Annotated in this window: 17 protein-coding genes; 12 read left to right on the forward strand and 5 right to left on the reverse strand. The window is 35.2% G+C overall.

Features of this window, described 5'->3' with window-relative positions:
- Window positions 1-9: 9 nt before the first annotated feature.
- The 3 genes from pxpA to BLQ19_RS11520 are packed head-to-tail and all read left to right on the forward strand — an operon-like array spanning window position 10 to window position 2,310.
- Complete coding sequence (pxpA, locus tag BLQ19_RS11510; RefSeq protein ID WP_024480802.1) at window positions 10-744, forward strand: 5-oxoprolinase subunit PxpA; 735 nt, start codon at window positions 10-12, stop codon at window positions 742-744.
- Window positions 741-1,478: a 5-oxoprolinase subunit PxpB gene (gene pxpB, locus BLQ19_RS11515; RefSeq protein WP_074538442.1), complete on the forward strand. Its 738-nt coding sequence runs from the start codon at window positions 741-743 to the stop codon at window positions 1,476-1,478. The genes pxpA and pxpB overlap by 4 nt, the downstream gene beginning before the upstream one ends.
- Window positions 1,471-2,310, forward strand: a complete 840-nt coding sequence (locus tag BLQ19_RS11520; protein WP_025615155.1) for a 5-oxoprolinase subunit C family protein — start codon at window positions 1,471-1,473, stop codon at window positions 2,308-2,310. Before pxpB ends, BLQ19_RS11520 begins: the two co-directional genes overlap by 8 nt.
- Here the strand turns inward: BLQ19_RS11520 and BLQ19_RS11525 are convergent, their stop codons facing one another.
- A complete protein-coding gene (locus BLQ19_RS11525; protein ID WP_074538443.1) occupies window positions 2,311-3,678 on the reverse strand; it encodes an aldehyde dehydrogenase in 1,368 nt (455 codons plus the stop codon).
- Between the two features lie 393 nt (window positions 3,679-4,071).
- Between BLQ19_RS11525 and ilvD the strand changes: the two genes are divergently transcribed.
- The 7 genes from ilvD (at window position 4,072) to BLQ19_RS11560 (ending at window position 13,294) form a co-directional block, all read left to right on the forward strand.
- Window positions 4,072-5,748, forward strand: coding sequence for a dihydroxy-acid dehydratase (ilvD, locus tag BLQ19_RS11530; protein ID WP_074538444.1), 1,677 nt, complete (start codon window positions 4,072-4,074; stop codon window positions 5,746-5,748).
- A gap of 49 nt (window positions 5,749-5,797) precedes the next feature.
- On the forward strand, window positions 5,798-7,537 hold the full coding sequence (ilvB, locus tag BLQ19_RS11535; protein WP_074538445.1) for a biosynthetic-type acetolactate synthase large subunit: 1,740 nt from the start codon (window positions 5,798-5,800) through the stop codon (window positions 7,535-7,537).
- 1 nt (window position 7,538) lies between these two features.
- Window positions 7,539-8,120, forward strand: a complete 582-nt coding sequence (locus BLQ19_RS11540) for an O-methyltransferase (protein WP_074538446.1) — start codon at window positions 7,539-7,541, stop codon at window positions 8,118-8,120.
- Window positions 8,121-8,167: 47 nt separating this feature from the next.
- A complete protein-coding gene (gene ilvN, locus BLQ19_RS11545) occupies window positions 8,168-8,698 on the forward strand; it encodes an acetolactate synthase small subunit (RefSeq protein WP_024480809.1) in 531 nt (176 codons plus the stop codon).
- A gap of 28 nt (window positions 8,699-8,726) precedes the next feature.
- The gene (ilvC, locus tag BLQ19_RS11550; protein ID WP_074538447.1) at window positions 8,727-10,202 is read left to right on the forward strand and encodes a ketol-acid reductoisomerase; all 1,476 of its coding nucleotides are present in this window, start codon (window positions 8,727-8,729) and stop codon (window positions 10,200-10,202) included.
- A gap of 69 nt (window positions 10,203-10,271) precedes the next feature.
- On the forward strand, window positions 10,272-11,525 hold the full coding sequence (gene ilvA / locus BLQ19_RS11555) for a threonine ammonia-lyase IlvA (RefSeq protein ID WP_074538448.1): 1,254 nt from the start codon (window positions 10,272-10,274) through the stop codon (window positions 11,523-11,525).
- A gap of 185 nt (window positions 11,526-11,710) precedes the next feature.
- The gene (locus tag BLQ19_RS11560; protein ID WP_074538580.1) at window positions 11,711-13,294 is read left to right on the forward strand and encodes an NADP-dependent glyceraldehyde-3-phosphate dehydrogenase; all 1,584 of its coding nucleotides are present in this window, start codon (window positions 11,711-11,713) and stop codon (window positions 13,292-13,294) included.
- Between the two features lie 36 nt (window positions 13,295-13,330).
- Here BLQ19_RS11560 and BLQ19_RS11565 read toward each other — a convergent pair whose 3' ends face one another.
- Together BLQ19_RS11565 and BLQ19_RS11570 are read right to left on the reverse strand one after the other, a co-directional pair.
- Window positions 13,331-13,969 carry a tetratricopeptide repeat protein gene (locus tag BLQ19_RS11565; protein ID WP_074538581.1) on the reverse strand — a complete coding sequence of 213 codons (639 nt, stop codon included), beginning with the start codon at window positions 13,967-13,969 and terminating at the stop codon, window positions 13,331-13,333.
- A 108-nt stretch (window positions 13,970-14,077) separates the two neighbouring features.
- Window positions 14,078-16,234 (reverse strand): TonB-dependent receptor, encoded by a 2,157-nt coding sequence (locus BLQ19_RS11570; RefSeq protein ID WP_074538449.1) that lies wholly within the window; start codon window positions 16,232-16,234, stop codon window positions 14,078-14,080.
- A 257-nt stretch (window positions 16,235-16,491) separates the two neighbouring features.
- On the opposite strand from BLQ19_RS11570, the gene BLQ19_RS11575 reads away from it, so the two are divergent.
- Window positions 16,492-17,694 carry an MFS transporter gene (locus tag BLQ19_RS11575; RefSeq protein WP_024480815.1) on the forward strand — a complete coding sequence of 401 codons (1,203 nt, stop codon included), beginning with the start codon at window positions 16,492-16,494 and terminating at the stop codon, window positions 17,692-17,694.
- Between the two features lies 1 nt (window position 17,695).
- Here BLQ19_RS11575 and BLQ19_RS11580 read toward each other — a convergent pair whose 3' ends face one another.
- Entirely contained in the window at window positions 17,696-18,292 is a 597-nt protein-coding gene (locus BLQ19_RS11580; protein WP_074538450.1) for a TetR/AcrR family transcriptional regulator, read from the reverse strand.
- A gap of 122 nt (window positions 18,293-18,414) precedes the next feature.
- On the reverse strand, window positions 18,415-21,012 hold the full coding sequence (clpB, locus tag BLQ19_RS11585; protein WP_074538451.1) for an ATP-dependent chaperone ClpB: 2,598 nt from the start codon (window positions 21,010-21,012) through the stop codon (window positions 18,415-18,417).
- A gap of 165 nt (window positions 21,013-21,177) precedes the next feature.
- Here clpB and ytxJ point away from each other — a divergent pair, with 165 nt between their 5' ends.
- Window positions 21,178-21,576: a bacillithiol system redox-active protein YtxJ gene (gene ytxJ / locus BLQ19_RS11590; RefSeq protein ID WP_034667042.1), complete on the forward strand. Its 399-nt coding sequence runs from the start codon at window positions 21,178-21,180 to the stop codon at window positions 21,574-21,576.
- Window positions 21,577-21,616: the final 40 nt, after the last annotated feature.

A 21,616-nucleotide genomic window follows, 5' to 3' on the forward strand; every position in this document is an offset into this window, starting at 1 on the left:
AAACTTAGTATGAAGATAGATATTAATAGCGATGTTGGAGAAGGAGTAGGGAATGAGGAAGTATTAGTGCCATTAATTTCTTCGTGTAATATAGCCTGCGGGGGTCATGCTGGCGATGAGAATAGCATTCGTCAGGTTATAAGAATAGCAAAAAGTAATGCTGTTTTAATAGGAGCGCACCCTTCTTATCCTGATAAGGAGAATTTTGGAAGAAAGACTATGATTCTTTCTAAAGAAAGTTTAATTGAGGTCCTTCAAAAGCAATTACAGCTTTTTTTTTCTATAGCGAAAGAAGAGAACGCCACAGTGCATCATATTAAAGCACATGGAGCGCTATATAATGATAGTGCGGTACATATTGATTTAGCCCAAGCGTATCTCGAAGCCATTGCGCCATTTTCCGATTCCATAATAGTATATGTACCCTATAATTCAATCATAGCCCAGGAGGCTTTGAAAAAGGGTATTAAAGTTGCTTATGAAACTTTTTTAGATAGAAATTATAATAGTGATGGGAGTTTAGTTTCAAGACATCAAGATAATGCACTAATTGAAAAGCCCGAAAAAGTATTAGAACACCTACTATTTATCTTAAAGGAGCATAAAATTAAAACATTGAACGGTACCTTAATTAACAGCCTTTCAGATACTTTTTGTATCCATGGAGATACTGTTTCAGCATTGAAAATTTTAATGTATCTTCATAATGAATTACCAAAGTATAACATTCAAATCAACCCGTGAAAAATTTCCCTATATCAATCCGCCCCTTCGGAGTTCATGCCGTATTAATTGAATGGCCTCAAGAGGTTAATGATCGTATTTTAAACGATATTTTATTTTTTAGTGCACATCTAAAGAAAGAATGCTTGCATGAAGGACTTTGGGAACTTATTCCTGCCTACAATTCTCTTACGCTGGTTTTGCGTAATGATATTATCCAGTTTGATACTTTCAAGATACAGTTAGAACACTGGTATTCTGAAAAGAAGGCGATAACATTAGAACAAAAATTTTTATGGCGATTGCCCGTGTGTTATGAAAGCGAATTTGCTTTAGATTTAATTGAGATATCAGAAAAACTACAAAAAACACAGGCAGAAATTATAGCATTACATACGGAAAACCCTTATACGGTTTACGGAATAGGGTTTTTACCAGGGTTTATGTATTTAGGAGGTTTACCTAGCTTATTGGAAATTCCGCGAAGAAATTCCCCAAGACCAAAAGTACTCAAAGGATCTGTTGGTTTAGCAGGGAAACAAACGGGAGTTTATCCGCAAGAATCTCCTGGAGGGTGGAATATTATTGGCAATTGTTCTGTGCCTATTTTTAATCCTAAAAATGAAAATCCATGTTTAGTAAAAGTAGGAGATAAAGTTCAGTTTTATTCCATTTCTATGGCAGAATATGATTTGCATAAAATTGAATCAGAGGTAGGAATTTATCAATTTGAAAAAATTAAAATCGATGCTTAAAGTATTAAAATCTGGCTTTTTTACTACCATTCAAGATACAGGTCGTTTTGGTTTTAGAGACAAAGGTGTTCCTGTGTCTGGTATAATGGATACGGAGACGGTTTACAAACTAAATATGCTTTTAGAAAATGAAAGGGATGCAGCCGTGTTAGAAATAACGATGACAGGTCCTACTTTAGAGTTTGAAGAAGCTACCTATATTGCTTTGGGCGGTGCAGAATTATCCATAACACTAAATAATGAACCGGTTAGTAATTATAAAGTACTTAAAGTTAATGCTGGAGATATCTTATCATATGGTCGCCTAAAAAAAGGCTTTAGAGCCTATTTAGCCATCAAAAAAGGATTCCAGTCTTCACTAGTCTTAGGAAGTAGGTCTTATTATGGGAATATAACCCCAAAAGCATTGCTAAAAGATAAATATGAGGTTCCTTATATACATACAGCTCTTTTTGAGCCTAAAATAACTGGATTGAAAGTAGATTCAATTTTAGATGAAGAAATTCTTCATGTGGCTAAAGGGCCAGAATTTGAACTGTTAGATGATAAGCAATTAGAAATGCTCTTTTCGCAAGAATTTACTATCGCTAATGAAAATAATAGAATGGCATATCAACTTAATGAAACTATTACGGGTCATGCTGTTTCAATGCTTACTTCCGCAACTTTGCCTGGAACCATACAATTTACACCCGCTGGTAAGCTAATCATTTTGATGAAAGATGGCCAAACTACGGGGGGGTATCCAAGAATACTTCAACTTACGGATAAAGGAATTTCTATCTTAGCACAAAAAAAAGCGGGAGATACGCTTTCGTTTAAATTGATGTAATTAAAACATCTTTTTTAATTTTTTAGCAAAATCTAAAGATAACTTATAAGGTGGATAACGTAATGGAATATCTAACCATGTTCCTTTTTTGAGGATAGCCTTTGAATGTGAAAAGGTATCAAAAGAGGTTTTGCCATGATATACGCCAATTCCACTTGCGCCAACACCACCAAAAGGAAGATTTTTATTAGCGATATGAATAACGGTATCATTAATAGCGCCACCACCAAAACTATAGGTGCTCATTATGGTATCTTGAAAGGCTTTGTTTGCGCTAAAAACATAGGTCGCTAAAGGCTTTTCATACTTCGAAATATAATCATCAATATCTTCTAGGGTCTCATAGGTTATTATAGGTAATATAGGGCCAAAGATTTCTCCTTGCATTATTTTACTATCCATTTTTGGCTCATCTACTAAGGTAGGAGCCAAGTAATTATCTTGAGGATTGTTTTCACCACCAAAAATAATTTTTTCTCCTTCTAGAAGTGCTAATAAGTTTCCGAAATGTTTGTTGCTTACCGTCCGTGCAAAATCAGAAGAAGATTCTATAGGACTACCATAAAATTGGTTGATGCTTTTGATGAGTTCTTGTACTAATTTTTCTTTAACAGAGGTATGTGCCAAAATATAATCTGTAGCAATACAAGTTTGGCCTGCATTTAAAAATTTACCCCAAGCAATTCTTCGAGCAGCAACTTCAATATTTGCAGTTTCATCAACTATGGCGGGATTTTTACCACCCAATTCTAGTGTGACAGGAGTAAGGTATTTCGCGGCGCTTTCATAAACTATTTTCCCTACGTGAGAACTTCCTGTAAAGAAAATATAATCCCATTTTTGAGCTAATAAATTTTGGGAAACTTCCACGCCACCTTCTACTACCGTAACATAGTTTTTAGGAAATACTTCGTTGATAATCTTTACTAAAATTTCGGACGTATTAGGAGTAATTTCAGAAGGCTTAATAACCGCTGTATTTCCCGCTGCGACTGCGCCAATTAATGGTGCAAGCGCTAGCTGAAACGGGTAATTCCAAGGCGCAATAATAAGAACAGTTCCGTAGGGCTCCTTGTAGATATAATCAGACGAAGGCCAATTAGCCCAAGAACTACGGACCGATTTAGGAGCAGCCCAAGAATTTAGTTTTTTAATAGCCGTATGCAATTCAGCCAATACAAACTGTGTTTCCGTAAGAATTGTTTCAAATTTTGGTTTTTTAAAATCCAAATAAATAGCGTCACAAATCTCATCTTCATAAGAAGTGATAGCCGCTGCTAATTTTTTCAGGTAGTTCTTCCTAAAAGAAACCGGTTTTGTTTGTTGCGATTTAAAAAATTCTCGTTGATTTTCTAATAATTGTTGCATTTATCAAAATTACGGATTTATAAGGTTGAATTTCTGCAATTTTCTTTACATTTACTACATGTTAGAAATTAAAAACAACATTTACGTCATTATTATTCTTCTTAAAGAATGATATAGTCTTTTGTTGTTTTAAAAAGCCTGTATCTATATAAATGATATAGGCTTTTTTTTATGGAATTAATAGAAATAATTATGCTTTAAAAATAACTTTATTGTATTGAATATGGGAGAAAATACAAATATAAATACTTGATAAACAATAATTTATAGATATAATGATAAAATTGACTTTGAACCAATAAGATTTGTTAAAAAACTAAGGAATTATAATCATTTATCTTTGATTCAGTAGAGAATACTCAAAGGAATAAAAATATACAAGCACATAGTTTAATGGAATTAAATAAATACAGTAAAAACGTAACTCAAGATCCTACACAACCAGCAGCACAAGCAATGTTGTACGGTATTGGTTTTAAAGATGAAGATTTTGAAAAACCAATAATTGGTGTGGCAAGTACCGGTTATGAGGGTAATCCTTGTAATATGCACTTGAATGATTTGGCCAAATTAGTAAAAGCGGGTGTAAATTCAAATGCATCTGTAGGACTAATTTTTAATACGATTGGTGTTAGTGATGGTATTTCTATGGGGACTCCAGGAATGCGTTTTTCACTACCGTCAAGAGATATTATTGCCGATTCTATGGAGACAGTGGTGCAAGGAATGTCTTATGACGGCTTGGTAACTGTGGTAGGTTGTGATAAAAATATGCCTGGTGCTTTGATGGCCATGATTCGTTTGAATCGTCCATCAATTTTAGTATACGGTGGTACGATAGCTTCTGGTTGTCATAATGATAGAAAGTTAGATATCGTTTCTGCTTTTGAAGCATGGGGCGAGAAAGTTGCTGGTACAATGAAAGAAGATGATTTTCAGTGTATCATTAAAAAATCTATTCCTGGTGCTGGTGCTTGTGGTGGTATGTATACCGCTAATACTATGGCTTCTGCTATTGAAGCATTAGGGATGTCTTTACCTTTCAATTCTTCTAACCCAGCAATCAGCAAGGATAAAGAAGCGGAATGTATTGAGGCTGGTAAAAAAATGTTTTACTTGCTAGAGCATGATATTAAACCTTTAGATATCGTAACTCGTAAGTCATTAGAAAATGCTATTCGTTTGGTCACCATCATGGGGGGGTCTACAAATGCTGTACTTCACTTTTTAGCTATTGCAAGAGCTGCAGATATTGATTTTACTCTAAAAGATTTTCAGCATATTAGTGATACTACACCATTTATTGCAGATTTAAAACCTAGTGGTAAATATTTAATGGAAGATGTACACCGTATTGGTGGTATTCCAGCAGTATTAAAGTATTTATTAAAGAATGGTTTATTACACGGAGATTGTTTAACTGTAACAGGAAAAACGCTTGCCGAAAATTTAGCAGATGTTCCAGATTTACAGGAAGGTCAAGATGTTATTCGTCCTTTAGATAATCCAATAAAAGCAACTGGGCATCTACGTATGCTTTATGGAAATTTAGCTGAAAATGGTTCAGTAGCAAAAATAACAGGTAAAGAAGGATTGTTATTTAAAGGAACAGCAAAAGTTTTTAATAGTGAATATGATGCCAATGATGGTATTCGCGATGGTAAAGTTAAAAAAGGAGATGTTGTTGTTATCCGTTATGAAGGTCCTAAAGGTGGTCCTGGTATGCCAGAAATGCTTAAACCAACCGCAGCCATTATGGGTGCAGGTTTAGGTAAGGAAGTAGCTTTAATCACAGATGGTCGTTTTTCAGGTGGTACACATGGGTTCGTTGTAGGGCACATTTCTCCAGAAGCGCAAGATGGTGGTACTATAGCGCTTGTACAGGATGGCGATATTATTACTATCGATGCAGAAACAAATGCCATTAATGTTGAAGTTTCTGATGAAGAACTGGCAAAACGTAAAGAATCATGGGTTGCTCCAGAACTAAAGTTTAAAAAAGGTGTTTTATACAAATACGCACGCTCAGTATCTTCTGCAGCGCAAGGGTGTGTTACGGATGAATTTTAAAAAAGCTATTTATTATTTCCTGTAAGACGGAAATCTAAAAGTACAGCGGATGAATACAAATACAGTTAAAGAGAAATCAAAATCGACAAATATGAAGACTGCTACAAAAATTAGCGGAGCAGAGGCAATTATACATTGTTTGTTAGCTGAGGGTGTTGATTTAATTTATGGTTACCCAGGTGGTGCCATAATGCCTGTTTATGACGAATTATATAAATTTCAAGATAAACTTACACATATATTAACGCGTCACGAGCAAGGAGCTACGCATGCTGCTCAAGGGTATGCTAGAGTCTCTGGTAGAGTTGGTGTTGCTATTGCAACATCTGGTCCAGGAGCAACAAATTTGGTAACAGGATTAGCAGATGCACAGATAGATTCTACACCATTGGTTTGTATTACAGGTCAAGTAGGGAGTCACTTATTAGGATCAGATGCTTTCCAAGAAACTGATATTGTTGGAATTTCTACTCCAGTGACTAAATGGAATTATCAGATAACAAAAGCATCAGAAATTCCAGAGATAATGGCGAAGGCGTTTTATATCGCTAAATCGGGTCGTCCAGGACCTGTCCTGGTAGATATTACGAAAGATGCGCAGTTTGAAACATTCGACTTTAGTTATGAGAAATGTACAGGCGTACGTAGTTATGTGCCTGTTCCTAAGCCGAATATGAATGCAATTACAGAGGCGGCACGGTTAATCAACGAAGCTAAGAAACCAATGATTGTTTTTGGTCAAGGGGTAATTCTTGGTCGGGCAGAAGCAGAATTGAAAGAATTGGTAGAGAAAGCAGGAATCCCTGCTGCTTGGACCATTTTAGGATTGTCTGCAATGGATACTGAACATCCATTAAATGTAGGTATGGTAGGGATGCATGGTAATTACGGACCAAATGTTTTAACCAATGAATGTGATTTATTGGTGGCTATTGGAATGCGTTTTGACGATCGTGTTACAGGAAACTTAGAAACCTATGCTAAACAAGCAAAAGTAATTCACTTTGAAATTGATCCTGCAGAGATAAATAAGAATGTTATTTCTGAAGTTGCAGTGTTAGGAAATTCTAAGGAGACCTTACAATTATTATTGCCAATGATAAAAGCAAATAAACATGAAGCTTGGCATAATGAGTTTAAGAAAAGATACGAGATAGAGTATAACGAAGTCATTAAGAATGATATTAAGCCTACCAAAGAAGGTTTAACAATGGGTGAAGTTATTGAAGAGATCAATATAGCTTCAAAAAATAGCGCTATTATAGTTACAGATGTAGGACAACACCAAATGATTGCGTGTAGGTATGCAAAATTTAACCAAACTAAAAGTAATGTAACTTCAGGAGGGCTAGGAACTATGGGCTTTGCATTACCCGCAGCAATAGGAGCAAAGCAAGGAGCCATGGAACGTGAAGTTGTTGCTATAATTGGGGATGGTGGATATCAAATGACCATACAAGAATTAGGGGTAATATTTCAGCATAAAATACCTGTAAAAATTGTTGTATTAAATAATGATCATTTAGGGATGGTCCGCCAATGGCAAGAATTATTCTTTGAAAAAAGATATGCCTCTACCGTAATGGTGAATCCTGATTTTGTGAAAATAGCAGAAGGATATCATATTGAAGCAAAACGAATTAGCGAAAGAAAAGATTTAAAAGCTACAATTCAAGAAATGATAGCTTCAAAAGAACCTTATTTCTTAGAAGTTAAAGTAGAAAAAGAAGATAATGTATTCCCTATGATACCAACAGGGGCTTCCGTTTCAGATATCAGATTAAAATAAGATGATAGATACGCCATTCAATAATCTACCTAAAATTCATGCTAGAATAGAAGCTAAATCTAAGGAAATAGACTTTAGTATGCCCTCGGATTTACACATAGGGTCCTTACTACAAACCTTAATTGCTTCTAAGCCAAATTCTAGATTTTTAGAATTGGGTACCGGTATAGGATTGTCTCTTTCATGGATGATTGAAGGAATGGATGCTAATTCTATTTTAATTTCCGTAGATAATAATCCTGAATTAATCCAAATTTCAACAGAATTTTTTGGAGAGGATAAAAGGGTAACACTTATCTGCGAAGATGGATCAGTTTGGCTAAAGAACTACAGCGGAGCGAAATTCGATTTGATTTTTGCCGATGCTTGGCCTGGAAAATATAGCGAAATAGAAGAAGCATTAAATCTAGTAACTGTAGGTGGGTTTTATGTAATTGATGATATGTCTAAACAGGAAAATTGGCCAGTAGGTCATGAAAATCATGTGCTCAATTTATTAGCCTATTTAAAGGCTAGAGAAGATTTTAAAATAACAACATTAAATTGGTCTACAGGAGTATTAGTAGCCGTTAGAAGTAATTAATATATAAATATCCCTTTTAAATTTAACTAGGGAATTAGGGTAAAAGGATGGAAAAAAAGTGGTTTACAATATCAATCTATTCTGAAAATAATATTGGATTATTAAACAGAATTTCAGGAATATTCTTGAAGCGACATATTAATATTGAGAGTTTAAATGTTTCTAAATCAGAAATTGAAAACGTCTCTAAATTTACGGTAGTTGTTTTTACAGAAGATGAAGTAGCTCGCAAGATTGTAGGGCAGATTGAAAAACAGATAGAAGTTATAAAAGCATTTTATCACTTAGATGATGATACCATCTATCAAGAGTCCGTGCTTTTTAAAATAGCATCAAGTCTATTATTTGATGAACGTCAAATACAGAATATTATTAAAGATTGTAATGCAACAATCGTTACGGTATCTAGAGATTTCTTTGTTCTGGCTAAAACAGGAAGAAAACATGAGGTAGACGATATGTATACACAATTAAAACCTTTCGGAATTATGCAATTTGTACGTTCAGGAAGAATAGCAGTAACTAAGGCAGAAATGCCTATTTCTGCCTTATTATCACAATTTAAGAAACAACAATAAATCAATTTTAAATAAACGAGTTTATAAAATGGCAAATTATTTCAATACACTATCACTAAGAGAACAATTGACCCAATTAGGGAAATGTAGATTCATGGATACAACTGAATTTTCTGATGGTGTAGAAGCTTTAAAAGGTAAAAAAATTGTAATCGTAGGATGTGGAGCACAAGGTTTAAACCAAGGTTTAAACATGCGTGATTCTGGTTTAGACCTTTCTTATGCACTGCGTGATGCTGCTATAAAAGAGCAAAGACAATCGTACAAAAACGCTAAGGAAAACGGATTTACAGTTGGTACGTATCAAGAATTAATTCCAATTGCAGATTTGGTGATAAATTTAACACCAGATAAGCAACATACGAATGTCGTAGAAACGGTAATGCCTTTAATGAAAAAAGGAGCTACTTTATCATATTCTCACGGTTTTAATATTGTAGAAGAAGGAATGCAAGTTCGTAAAGATTTAACGGTTATTATGGTAGCGCCAAAATCTCCAGGATCTGAAGTTCGCGAAGAATATAAAAGAGGCTTTGGTGTACCAACCTTAATTGCGGTTCACCCAGAGAATGACCCAGAAGGAAAAGGTTTAGCAGAAGCAAAAGCATATGCTGTAGCTACGGGTGGTGATAAAGCAGGTGTTTTAGAATCTTCTTTTGTTGCAGAAGTAAAATCTGATTTAATGGGAGAGCAAACTATTCTTTGTGGTTTGTTACAAACAGGATCAATTCTATGTTTTGATAAAATGATAGAAAAAGGATTGGATGCTGGGTATGCGTCTAAACTTATTCAATACGGATGGGAAACTGTTACAGAAGGTCTTAAATATGGTGGAATTACACATATGATGGATCGTTTATCTAATCCTGCTAAAATTAAAGCTTTTGAACTTTCAGAAGAATTAAAAGAGATTATGCGTCCATTATTCCAAAAACATATGGATGATATTATTCAAGGTGAGTTTTCTAAAACAATGATGGAAGACTGGGCGAATGATGATAAGAACTTATTAACTTGGAGAGCAGCAACGGGAGAAACTGCCTTCGAAAAAACACCAGCAGGAAGCGATAAAATTTCTGAGCAAGAATTTTATGACCATGGGGTTTTAATGGTGGCAATGGTTAGAGCAGGAGTAGAGCTTGCTTTTGAAGCAATGACAGATTCAGGTATTATTGCCGAATCTGCATATTATGAGTCATTACATGAAACGCCATTAATAGCGAACACGATTGCGCGTAAAAAATTATTTGAAATGAATCGTGTAATTTCTGATACTGCAGAATACGGTTGTTATTTATTTGATCATGCTTGTAAGCCTTTATTAAAAGACTTCATGACTAAGATTGATACTGACGTGATTGGTAAAAATTTCGGTGAAGGAAAAGGTAATGGCGTTGACAATGCTAAATTAATTGAAGTAAATAAAGCGTTAAGAGAGCATCCAGTAGAAATTGTTGGAGCTAGATTAAGAGCTTCAATGACAGCAATGAAACCTATCGTATAAATTTTCTATACCTTTAATATCAAACCTGTCAAGTTTTTTTAAACCTGACAGGTTTTTTACATTTACGCTATGAAATATTTTCCAAAAATAGAAGACATATATACAGCCGCTACAACCATAAAACAAGTGGTACCCGATAATACGCCTTTACAAGAAAGTATCCGATACTCTAAAGAATATGATGCAAGTATTCTCTTAAAACGAGAAGACTTACACCGCGTACGATCATATAAAATTAGAGGAGCGTTTAATAAGATTTTCAGTTTAAGTGCTGACGAAAGAAACAAAGGGGTAGTTTGTGCTAGCGCAGGGAATCATGCGCAAGGCGTTGCTTTTGCGTGTAATCATTTAGGAATTAAAGGCACAATTTACATGCCTTCTGTTACACCAAGGCAAAAAGTAGAACAAACAGAAATGTTTGGTGGAGATTGGGTTACTATTGTTTTAAAAGGAGATACTTTTGACGATTCTTCTAAAGCAGCTCTTCAGTTTTGTGAAGAGCACCAAAAAGTTTTTGTTCATCCTTTTGATGATCCTAAGACCATAGAAGGGCAAGGAACGGTAGCCTTAGAAATTATTCATCAAACAGCGGCACCCATAGATTATGTATTTGTTGCTATTGGAGGTGGCGGATTAGCTTCTGGATTGTGTGGCGTATTTCAGCAATTATCCCCGAACACTAAAATTATAGGTGTAGAACCAGAAGGTGCGGCTTCTATGAAAACGTCTATTGAAAATGGCATGAATACAGAATTAGCACATATTGATAAATTTGTAGATGGTGCTGCAGTACAGAAAGTGGGCAATTTAACCTTTGAAATCTGTAAAAAATACTTGAACAAGGTGATAACTGTGCCCGAAGGTAAAGTTTGCCAAACCATATTAGACTTGTACAATCGTGATGCCATTGTCGTAGAGCCCGCAGGTGCATTAACCCTAGCGGCATTAGATTTTTATAAAGAAGAAATAAAAGGTAAGAATGTAGTGTGCATTGTTAGTGGAAGTAATAATGACATTACAAGAACAGCAGAAATAAAAGAACGTGCCTTATTATATAGAAATTTAAAACATTATTTTATCGTACGCTTTCCGCAGCGTCCTGGAGCTTTAAAAGAATTTGTAGTAGATATTTTAGGTCCTACAGATGATATTACACATTTTGAATATTCTAAAAAATCGAGCAAGGAGAACGCCCCTGCTGTGGTGGGGATTGAACTTAAAAACGCAACAGATCTACAGCCTTTGATTGCACGAATGAAAGACAATAATTTCTTTGGAGATTATTTAAATGATAAACCAGATCTATTTCAATACTTGGTATAATCCATTTTTTTAGAACGAATGATAGAAGATTGGATTTTCCATTTCCTTTCGAAAACGTTTGATAACTATCATATTATTTTTTTATGTTAAGATTATGCGATTCTTAGCAATTACAAGGGTAATTATTTGAAGTATTATCGACATATTAAGTAACTTTATACTTAAGCACGTACAAAATGACAAAAATGAAAACTACAATTCCAGAGGAATTTCAGATCAAAGAAATAATAGAGCAAAAGAAATATTTAATAGATGGTGAGTTAAAAACGTGGGACGGAAATAGCACACAAGTATTTTCTACCATATCATCTACGGAAGACTATAAACCAACCTTATTGGGTTCTATTCCCGATATGGGAGAACCAGAAGCTATGGATGCTTTAGGTGCAGCTACAAAGGCATACGGTAGAGGTCAAGGAGTCTGGCCAACCATGCATGTTAAAGATCGTATTGATTGTATGGAAGCTTTCGTTAAGAAAATGGAAACGAAGCGCGAAGAAGTCGTAAAATTATTAATGTGGGAGATTGGAAAGTCATTGCCAGATTCTCAAAAAGAATTTGATAGAACCGTTGAATACATCTATGATACCATTGAGGATTATAAAGAATTAGACCGTAATGCAGCTAAATTCCAAAAACATGATGGGGTTTATGCGCACATTAAGAGAGGACCTTTAGGCGTAGTTCTTTGTCTAGGGCCTTATAACTACCCTTTAAATGAAACTTTTGCCTTGCTGATTCCTGCTATTATCATGGGGAACACGGCTATTTTTAAACCGGCTAAGCATGGTGTTTTATTAATTACCCCTTTACTAGAAGCTTTTCAGTCTTGTTTTCCAAAAGGGGTTATCAATATTCTTTTTGGTAGAGGTAGAGCGGTAGCAGCACCTATTATGCAAACAGGTAAAGTAGATGTTTTAGCACTCATTGGAAATAGTAAATCTGCAAATGCTTTGCAAAATCAACATCCAAAAAGTAATCGTTTACGTTTGGTACTTGGTTTAGAGGCGAAAAATCCGGCGATTGTACTTCCGGATGCCGATTTAGATTTGACTATTGATGAATGTATCGCTGGTACATTATCCTTCAACGGTCAGCGTTGTACAGCATTGAAAGTAGTCTATGTTCATGAAGATATTGCGGAAGAGTTTAACAAACGATTCTCGAAGCGTGTCGATGAGCTAAAATTTGGTAATCCTTGGGATGATGGCGCAAAATTAACTCCGTTACCAGAGCCAGAAAAACCCGCATATATTCAAGGTTTAATTGATGACGCCCTAGTTAAAGGAGCAAAGATTTTAAATAAAAAAGGAGGCGAACATGCAGATAACTATATCTGGCCTGCAGTGCTATATCCGGTTACTAAAGATATGAATGTGTACCAAGAAGAGCAATTCGGACCTGTTATTCCTATTGTTCCTTTTAAAGATATAGAGGAACCTTTAGATGATATGGCAGAGTCTAATTACGGGCAACAAGTAAGCTTGTTTGGTAAAGATGTATATGCGCTTGCCCCGTTAATAGATACGTTAGTAAACTTAGTATGCCGTGTAAATTTAAATAGCTCTTGTCAACGTGGACCAGATGTGTACCCGTTTACAGGAAGAAAAGATTCCGCACAGGCCACTTTAAGTGTTCATGATGCATTACGTTCTTTCTCTATTAGAACCTTCGTTGCTTTTAAAGATAATGATTTGAATACAGAGATTATAGAACAACTATTAGATGCTAAACTTTCTAATTTTGTAAGTACTGATTATATTTTATAATTTGATACTCACACCATATAATTTGAAACCTCTCCCTTATTCTGGAGAGGTTTCTTTTTTACAAGACGTTTGAACTGCTTCTGCACGTTCTATTCCACTATAGGGATAAAATTGTATGGTTTGTTCTTCGTTAGTAAATAATTCTATAGCACGTGTTATATCATCACAAAAAGCTTGTGTAGATTTCCCGAAAAACTTAGCAAAGCCCATATCCCATTCGGCTTTACTCAATACGACCCTTGGATTTTCTGGAGCAATTTCTAGGGCCTTAGTGAATAGAGCTGTATTTTCTGGAGACAATGTCATGCCGTATTTTTGTCCGTCAAATGCAATATACGCGGTATTTAATAGGGCGTAGCTTATAATAATTTCCGGATTATCTTTAGATAAACTAGCAGCCTGATCTAAATATTTTTTTGCGCGCGTTAGTTTGGCTGTTAATACACCTTCTTCCTGAATACCAAAACTGCTCACGATTTCAACAGTGGCTAAATAGTAAGGGGGGAGCCAATTTTCTTTTTCTGCTGTTGCAATTCGTTCAAATAGCTGTGATGCTTCTGTGTTTTTTTGTTCTGACCATAACTGAAAAGCTTTGGTCATCCCTTTTTCATAAGAGGTCTGTGCTGCTAGATTTAAGGTGAGCATAAAGGTGAATACAAATACAATAGTTTTCATACGATTGGTTTTTAAAGATTTTTTAAGTGAATCAAATATCAAGGTATTCTTAGCCTTAAAAGAATTTAGGGTACCGAGTTGTTGTTTTTGGCGATTCAAATGTCGATTTTAAAGATTGTTAAGTTGATTGTCTTTCTTGTTGTCACTGATGGTCCAAAATAAACCAACGAAGAAAAAGCTATCCGTATTGGGCGTTAGCGCTCTACGATCAAATGTTCCGCCACTATTTGCTTGCTCAGCATATTGATATCCATTAATATTCTTGGTGCCTAAAATATTGCTTACCGAGAAGTAAAGTATTTTTTGTGGACTGATCAAATAGGCCCAATTGGCATTTAAAGCAGTATAGTTTTTAGTTTTTTCTGCTAAAAAAGCATCTGTATTAGGGTTGGTGTAGGAGCGGCCAGTAGCAAAATTATAACTCAGCCCTATCTGACTTTTCCAATTTTCTACCCAATGCTTTAATACCAAAGAGGCATTGTGTGTAGCTGCAAAATTGGGGGTTGCAGCAGTTGGATAGTTTTTATAATCCCTTTCGGTATCTAAATAAGAATAGGATACCCAGTATTCCGTATTTTTCACGGTGTTGTTATCCCGCCAAAAAATATCAAGCCCCTTAGCAAAACCACCACCTGTATTAGCATAGGTAGAGGTAGGAAGCGCTACTGGCGTTTCATATTTCACGAGATTATTGTAATCCTTGTAATATACCTCCGCTCTAAATATCTGTTTATTTTTAACATATTGATAATTGGCAATTAAATGCGTTGTGTTTTCAGCTGATAAATCAGCCTCAAATTTCAGATAGTCATTCTTTGGGTTTTGGAAAAATTGACCATAAGCCAAAGAAAATTGTGCATTTGCTCCGGATTTATAGGCTAAGGAAATTCTAGGAGATACATTAAATTCTTCTAATAATTGAGAATACTCCCCTCTAAAACCAATTTTGGTGGCTAAATTCTTAGAAAAGAAAATATCTGTTTCTATAAAACTACTCAAGAGGTTATTGTCAAAACCGTAGTCATTGCTTTCTGTCGTAGCGCTTGTATAGTTTTCTTCAAAGTTTGTGATAAAGTATTCTGCACCAAAGTTTAGTTTGTATCTGCTAGAAAAATATTTATTGAGAACCAATTTAAAATGAGCCGAATGCTCAACATCGGTAACATCAGCATCACTAAATTTTAATTTAGACTCATCATTGGAGAATGATACACCCGTTAGAATACTCCAATCTTTGGCTAAAAAATCTTTATAAGAGGTGTTGATATATAAGTTTCTATTTTCTATTGCAAATCTAATCCCTAAGGGTTCATTGATGTCTACTTGGGTAAGATCAAAATTTAATGCACTAAAAGCACCATATACTTTTAATAAACCATCGTTTTTAAATTTGTATCGATATACTGCTTCTCCTCCTAAAGTTTCTATGGGTTTATGCCAAATATTATTCCCGGGAAATAATTTCTGGTATGGTTCTAAATTCATATATGAAGCATTTATACTCAAAGAATTAGCTTTCCATTTTTGGGTATTGCCAACTCCTAAACCTACCGTCATTAGGGATAATTCTGTTTTTTCTTCCAGGGGTTCGTCTATACTGCTAAGCAAAAGAACACTAGATAGCGCTTGACCATATTCTGCGGAATATCCACCAGTAGAAAATGTAATCCCTTTAAACAAGAAAGGAGACAATCTCCCCCTAGTAGGAATGTTATTGGCAGAAGGGGCGTAGGGGGTAAATACACGCATACCATCTACGAAAATTTGAGTTTCTTCGGCATCGCCACCACGAACAAATAACCGACCATCTTCAGCAACGGTAGAGGTTCCTGGCAGGGTTTGTAAAGCGCCCATGACGTCACCAAGTGCACCTGCAGTAGTTACAATATCTAAGGGCTTTAAGGCGGTAACTTTTGCGTTGTCACCAGCTTTAAAAGATCCTGCATTTACAGTAACCGCATCTAAAGTGTTTACATCATCTCGGAGTTTTACCGTAAAGTTTTTAAAAGTAGCTATTTCAGAAGATTTGGTATACGTTTCATAAGAAATAGAGGAGATAACCAAAGTCTGTATTCCACTTTCTTCTGTTAAAAAAGAAAATATACCACTTTCATTTGTTGCTGTACCATCATACGTTCCTTCCAAATAAACATTAGCGCCCATTACAGGCATACCTTGATAATCAATAACTTTTCCATTAATGGTTTTCTGTGCTATGACATTGAGGTGTAAAAGTAATAGAATTGTAAATACTGTAATTTTCATGATGGTTCTGTCTTTTGGTTGATACTGCAAAGATGAATAGACCACGAAACATAAAAGAAAATGATATTCTGAGTTGTACTATTTACACCCCGAATTGTAGAAAAAGGAAAATATAGAGCGCTATCCCGAGGTGAATAATTAACATAAATATGGTAATTAAACATAGAAATAAGCTGTTTATTGGTTCTACCTTTGTTGGCTTAATTGTTATTCATTACAATTAAAAAATATTGTTGATTAGTAAAATGCAGAAGCGTATGGATGCGATAAAATCAAATAAAAAAGCATTATTAGCCTTAGCTATTGGAGGTTTTGGAATAGGAATGACAGAGTTTGTAATTATGGGAATTTTACCCGATGTTGCCACTGCATTACAAATTACAATTCCGCAAGCAGGTCATTTTATAGCTGCCTATGCTTTAGGTGTAGTAGTAGGGGCTCCGATATTAACAGGCTTGGGAAGTAAATGGTCTGCACATAAAGTTTTATTAGCCTTAATGTTATGGTTTACCGTATTTAACACATTATCTGCTTTCGCAGAAAATTATACAAGCTTATTAGTTTTTAGATTTTTATCAGGATTGCCTCATGGAGCTTTTTTTGGTATAGGCGCCGTAGTCGCAGGGAAATTAGTGCCAAAAGGAAAGTCTGCTCAGGCTATGGCTATTATGTTTTCAGGATTAACGGTTGCTAATGTTTTAGGTGTTCCATTAGGAACATATTTAGGACACCATTTTAGTTGGAATCTTTCTTTTATGCTCGTAGGATGTATTGGAATTTTAGCGATGTTAAGTGTATATTTTTGGATGCCTGCATTTCCTAAATCTTCTACGGAAGGATTACGAAAAGATTTACAAGTCTTTAAAAGAGTAGAACTTTGGGTGCTTATTTTATTGACTACAGTGGGTACAGGAGGTTTTTTCGCATGGTACAGTTATATAGCTCCATTAATCACAGATGTTTCTGGTTATCCAGAAAGTATGGTGGGTTACGCTATGATATTAGCAGGTTTAGGAATGGTCGTTGGAAATTTTGTGGGAGCTAAAATGGCGGAAAAGTTTAGTCCTATGAAAGCTATAATTCTGAGTTTAGGAATGATGTCTTTAGTGCTGCTTATCAATACGGTTGTTGCTCAAAATCCCATAGCGATATTAGTACTTACCTTTGTTATTGGTATTATTTCTTTTACGGTGGCTACCCCGATTCAAATGGCTATTATTAATGCTTCTAAAGGATCTGAAATGTTAGGTTCTTCTATGAATCAGAGTGCTTTTAATATGGGGAATGCTTCAGGAGCTTACCTAGCAGGATTACCAATTGCAATGGGGTACGGAATAACTTCAGCGAGTATTGTGGGGGCTGTTCTAGCCGGAATGGGTGTACTTATTGCAGTGGGGATATTAGTAAACCGCAAAAAACATGCTATTAAAAATAAAATAAAACGCCTAGCATTTAAATAAGTTACCTTTTAATTTCATTTGAAATTAGGTACTCAAGGTAGGTGATGGTATTTAATAAATATTTTCTATCTCCAGTAATAGTAGCCATAGCAATGGCTCCTTGGATCATGGTATATAATTGCTTAGCAAATTGAAGAGGTGTTACAGGAAGTTTAATTTCAGCAGCATTAATTCCGTTTTCTAAAGTCAAAGCTATTTTGCCCTCTATGGTTTTAGCAACTTCTTTAGCTGCAGCGGCCAATAGTTTATTGTTATGCTTAGCATCAACTCCAACATTTAAAACAGGGCAACCTCCCATAGGTAAGGTAAATTCATCATAATGTCTGTAAAAGTCTAATAGGGTAGCTAATTTTTCTAAAGCGGTACCTTCAGAATTGATCTGTACATCAATAGCATCAAGAAGTAATTTGCTATTGTATTCAAATGCGGCTATGGCTAGCGCTTCTTTATTTTCAAAATTGCCATACAACGCACCCTTTGTTAATCCCGTTGCTTCGGTTAGATCGCTCATACTCGTGCCAACATACCCTAATTTATTAAATATGGGCGCTACAGTCTCTACAATGTATATAGTAGTTCTTTCGGCTTTGGTTGTCATATAAAAGCTATTTTATACGAATATAAAAAATTATATACTGTGCGGTATGTTAAATACCAAAAAAAACATCCTTTTATCTGTTAAATAAAAGGATGTTTCTGTAAATCTATTTTAAACAAGTATTAAGCTAGTTCTTCTTGGTTTCTAAAGACCAATTGATCGTTGAAAGAATCAATCAGTACAACACTATCTGTGGTGATCTTTCCAGCCAATATTTCCTTAGAGAGCGTGTTCAACACTTCTTTCTGAATAACACGTTTGATAGGTCGCGCACCATATTGCGGATCATACCCTTTTTGAGCAAGATAGTTAATGGTTTCATCTGTAGCATCAATAGTAATATTTTGCTTAGACAACATTCGCTTCAATCCATTTAATTGTAAACGAACAATCTTTGTGATGTCTTCTTTGCTTAATGGCGTAAACATGATAATATCATCAATACGGTTTAAAAACTCAGGACGAATAGATTTTTTCAATAGCCCCAAAACTTCTACGCGCGCTGCTTCTGTAGCACTGTATGCATCAGGATTTGATTCAAACTTCTCTTGAATAATATGGCTACCCATATTGCTCGTCATAATGATAATCGTATTCTTAAAATCTGCCACACGGCCCTTATTATCCGTAAGTCTACCTTCATCCAGTACTTGTAATAATATATTGAAGGTGTCCGGATGCGCTTTTTCTATCTCATCTAATAATATGACAGAATAAGGTCTACGGCGTACCGCTTCCGTTAATTGTCCTCCTTCATCATAGCCTACATATCCTGGAGGTGCTCCAACCAATCTACTTACTGAATGACGTTCTTGATATTCACTCATATCTATTCGTGTCATCGCACTCTCATCATCAAATAAATAAGTAGCTAATGTTTTTGCCAATTCTGTTTTACCAACGCCTGTTGTTCCTAAAAATAAAAACGAACCAATAGGGCGTTTGGTGTCTTGTAAACCAGCTCTACTACGACGTATAGCATCAGAAACTGCTTCTATAGCTTCTTCTTGTCCCACGACACGTTTGTGTAACACCTCTTCTAATTGTAACAATTTTTCACGCTCACTCTGTAGCATTTTAGTAACAGGTATACCTGTCCACTTAGCTACTACTTGAGCGATATCTTCACTGGTGACCTCTTCTTTAATCATGGTGTCTCCCAGCTGTTGCTCTTCTAAAACATGCTGTAGGCTTTCTAACTTTTCTTGAGCATCTTTTATCTTACCGTAACGTAACTCTGCTACTTTACCATAATCGCCATTACGTTCTGCACGCTCCGCTTCAAGCTTAAAATCTTCAATATCCTGTTTTGTTTTCTGGATATCATCTACAACCGTTTTTTCGCTTTCCCATTTGGCAAAAATCTCATTACGCTCTTCTTTGATATTGGCTAAATCTAGATTTAAAGCTTGTAACTTAGTTTTATCATTTTCACGTTTTATAGCTTCAACTTCAATCTCTAATTGCATGATCTTACGATCTAAAACATCTAATTCTTCTGGTTTAGAATTAATTTCCATCCGTAATTTTGCTGCAGCTTCATCAATCAAATCAATAGCCTTATCAGGTAAAAAACGATTGGTAATGTAGCGCTGTGATAATTCTACAGCAGCAATTACAGCCTCATCTTTGATCCGTACTTTGTGGTGTGCTTCATATTTATCTTTAATACCACGAAGAATAGAAATAGCACTTTCGGTATCTGGCTCATCCACGACAATCTTTTGAAATCTACGTTCTAATGCTTTATCTTTTTCAAAATATTTCTGATATTCATCAAGCGTAGTTGCTCCAATAGCTCTCAATTCTCCTCGGGCTAAGGCTGGTTTAAGAATATTTGCCGCATCCATTGCGCCATCGCCGCCACCAGCACCTACCAGCGTGTGAATTTCATCAATGAATAATACTATGCTCCCATCAGAGGTGGTGACTTCTTTAATAACCGCCTTTAATCGTTCCTCGAATTCACCTTTGTATTTTGCACCAGCAATTAAAGCGCCCATATCTAAAGAATAAATGACTTTATCTTTTAAATTTTCTGGCACATCTCCCTGAACAATTCTACGAGCTAAACCTTCAGCGATGGCCGTTTTACCAACACCAGGTTCACCCACCAACATAGGATTATTTTTTGTTCTACGTGATAAAATTTGAAGTACCCTTCGTATTTCTTCATCACGACCAATTACAGGATCTAATTTTCCTTTATCGGCTAAATCATTTAAATTTTTAGCATACTTGTTTAAGGAGTTATAAGTGTCTTCTGCACCCTGAGATGTCACTTTTCCGCCCTTACGCAGTTCCTGTATGGCAGCTTTGAAGTTTTTCTCACTGACTCCTTGGTCTTTTAAAATTTGACCAATCTTGCTTTTAGAATTAAAAATTGCTAATAGCAAATGTTCAATAGAAACATATTCATCTTCCATGACCTTGGCAATAGAAGAAGCATCATTCAACGTCTTTCCTGTTTCACGAGAAAAGACTAAATCTCCTCCTGTTACTTTAGGTAAGCTTTCTAATTGTTTGTCTACCATTTGAAAAAGTAAATCGGTATTGACGTTCAGTTTCTTTAAGATAAAGGGAGTTACATTTTCATCAACTTGACTAATGGCCTTGAAAATATGTTCGTTTTCAATTTGTTGATGTCCCATTTCTTGTGCGAGTTGCTGAGCGAGTTGCACTGCTTCCTGCGATTTTGTGGTGAAATTATTTATATTCATATATTGTTATTTTATGTTATTGACTACTTTTACAAGATAAAATCAAATTTCTTACCAAGAAATGATAAATGTCATTTTGACGGTAAAAAAGTAATTTGGCAAGACAATACGGCAGTTTGTAAGGTTGTAAACGCCTTACGACTGACTATATAAAATTAAGAATATATGGGATTATTTGATAGTCTATTTGGAAATAATAAAGAGGCAACCCCTAAAGAGGAAAAAGCAGAATTGCCATGGATTGCATTAGCTTCATTAGATCAATTAGAAGAAATAAAGGAGAAATCTAAAACAAAACCGCAAATTATTTTTAAACATTCTACCACTTGTGGAATTAGCCGTATGGTGATGAATACCTTTAAAAACACCTATAATTTAGATAAAAATCAGGCCGATTTATATTATTTGGATTTGTTAAGTAATAGAGAAGTTTCTAATGAAACAGGATATAAATTTCAAGTAGTACATCAATCTCCACAACTAATGGTTATTAAAAATGGCGTAGCCGTTGCAGATGCCTCTCATGGGAATATAAATGATATGGTATTAGAAAAATTTATATAATAAGAAAATTTCATTATTAAAAAAGCCCTCAGTTGTTATG

It is taken from the genome of Cellulophaga baltica, assembly GCF_900102165.1.
Taxonomy (GTDB): Bacteria; Bacteroidota; Bacteroidia; order Flavobacteriales; family Flavobacteriaceae; genus Cellulophaga; species Cellulophaga baltica.

Coding starts and splice junctions, on each gene's coding strand:
- ilvD (WP_074538444.1), top strand. CDS start 4,072: ATGGAATTAAATAAATACAGTAAAAACGTAACTCAAGATCCTACACAA.
- ilvN (WP_024480809.1), top strand. CDS start 8,168: ATGGAAAAAAAGTGGTTTACAATATCAATCTATTCTGAAAATAATATT.
- ytxJ (WP_034667042.1), top strand. CDS start 21,178: ATGGGATTATTTGATAGTCTATTTGGAAATAATAAAGAGGCAACCCCT.
- BLQ19_RS11525 (WP_074538443.1), bottom strand. CDS start 3,678: ATGCAACAATTATTAGAAAATCAACGAGAATTTTTTAAATCGCAACAA.
- ilvB (WP_074538445.1), top strand. CDS start 5,798: ATGAATACAAATACAGTTAAAGAGAAATCAAAATCGACAAATATGAAG.
- pxpA (WP_024480802.1), top strand. CDS start 10: ATGAAGATAGATATTAATAGCGATGTTGGAGAAGGAGTAGGGAATGAG.
- BLQ19_RS11560 (WP_074538580.1), top strand. CDS start 11,711: ATGAAAACTACAATTCCAGAGGAATTTCAGATCAAAGAAATAATAGAG.
- ilvC (WP_074538447.1), top strand. CDS start 8,727: ATGGCAAATTATTTCAATACACTATCACTAAGAGAACAATTGACCCAA.
- BLQ19_RS11575 (WP_024480815.1), top strand. CDS start 16,492: ATGGATGCGATAAAATCAAATAAAAAAGCATTATTAGCCTTAGCTATT.
- BLQ19_RS11520 (WP_025615155.1), top strand. CDS start 1,471: ATGCTTAAAGTATTAAAATCTGGCTTTTTTACTACCATTCAAGATACA.
- BLQ19_RS11540 (WP_074538446.1), top strand. CDS start 7,539: ATGATAGATACGCCATTCAATAATCTACCTAAAATTCATGCTAGAATA.
- BLQ19_RS11580 (WP_074538450.1), bottom strand. CDS start 18,292: ATGACAACCAAAGCCGAAAGAACTACTATATACATTGTAGAGACTGTA.
- BLQ19_RS11565 (WP_074538581.1), bottom strand. CDS start 13,969: ATGAAAACTATTGTATTTGTATTCACCTTTATGCTCACCTTAAATCTA.
- BLQ19_RS11570 (WP_074538449.1), bottom strand. CDS start 16,234: ATGAAAATTACAGTATTTACAATTCTATTACTTTTACACCTCAATGTC.
- ilvA (WP_074538448.1), top strand. CDS start 10,272: ATGAAATATTTTCCAAAAATAGAAGACATATATACAGCCGCTACAACC.
- clpB (WP_074538451.1), bottom strand. CDS start 21,012: ATGAATATAAATAATTTCACCACAAAATCGCAGGAAGCAGTGCAACTC.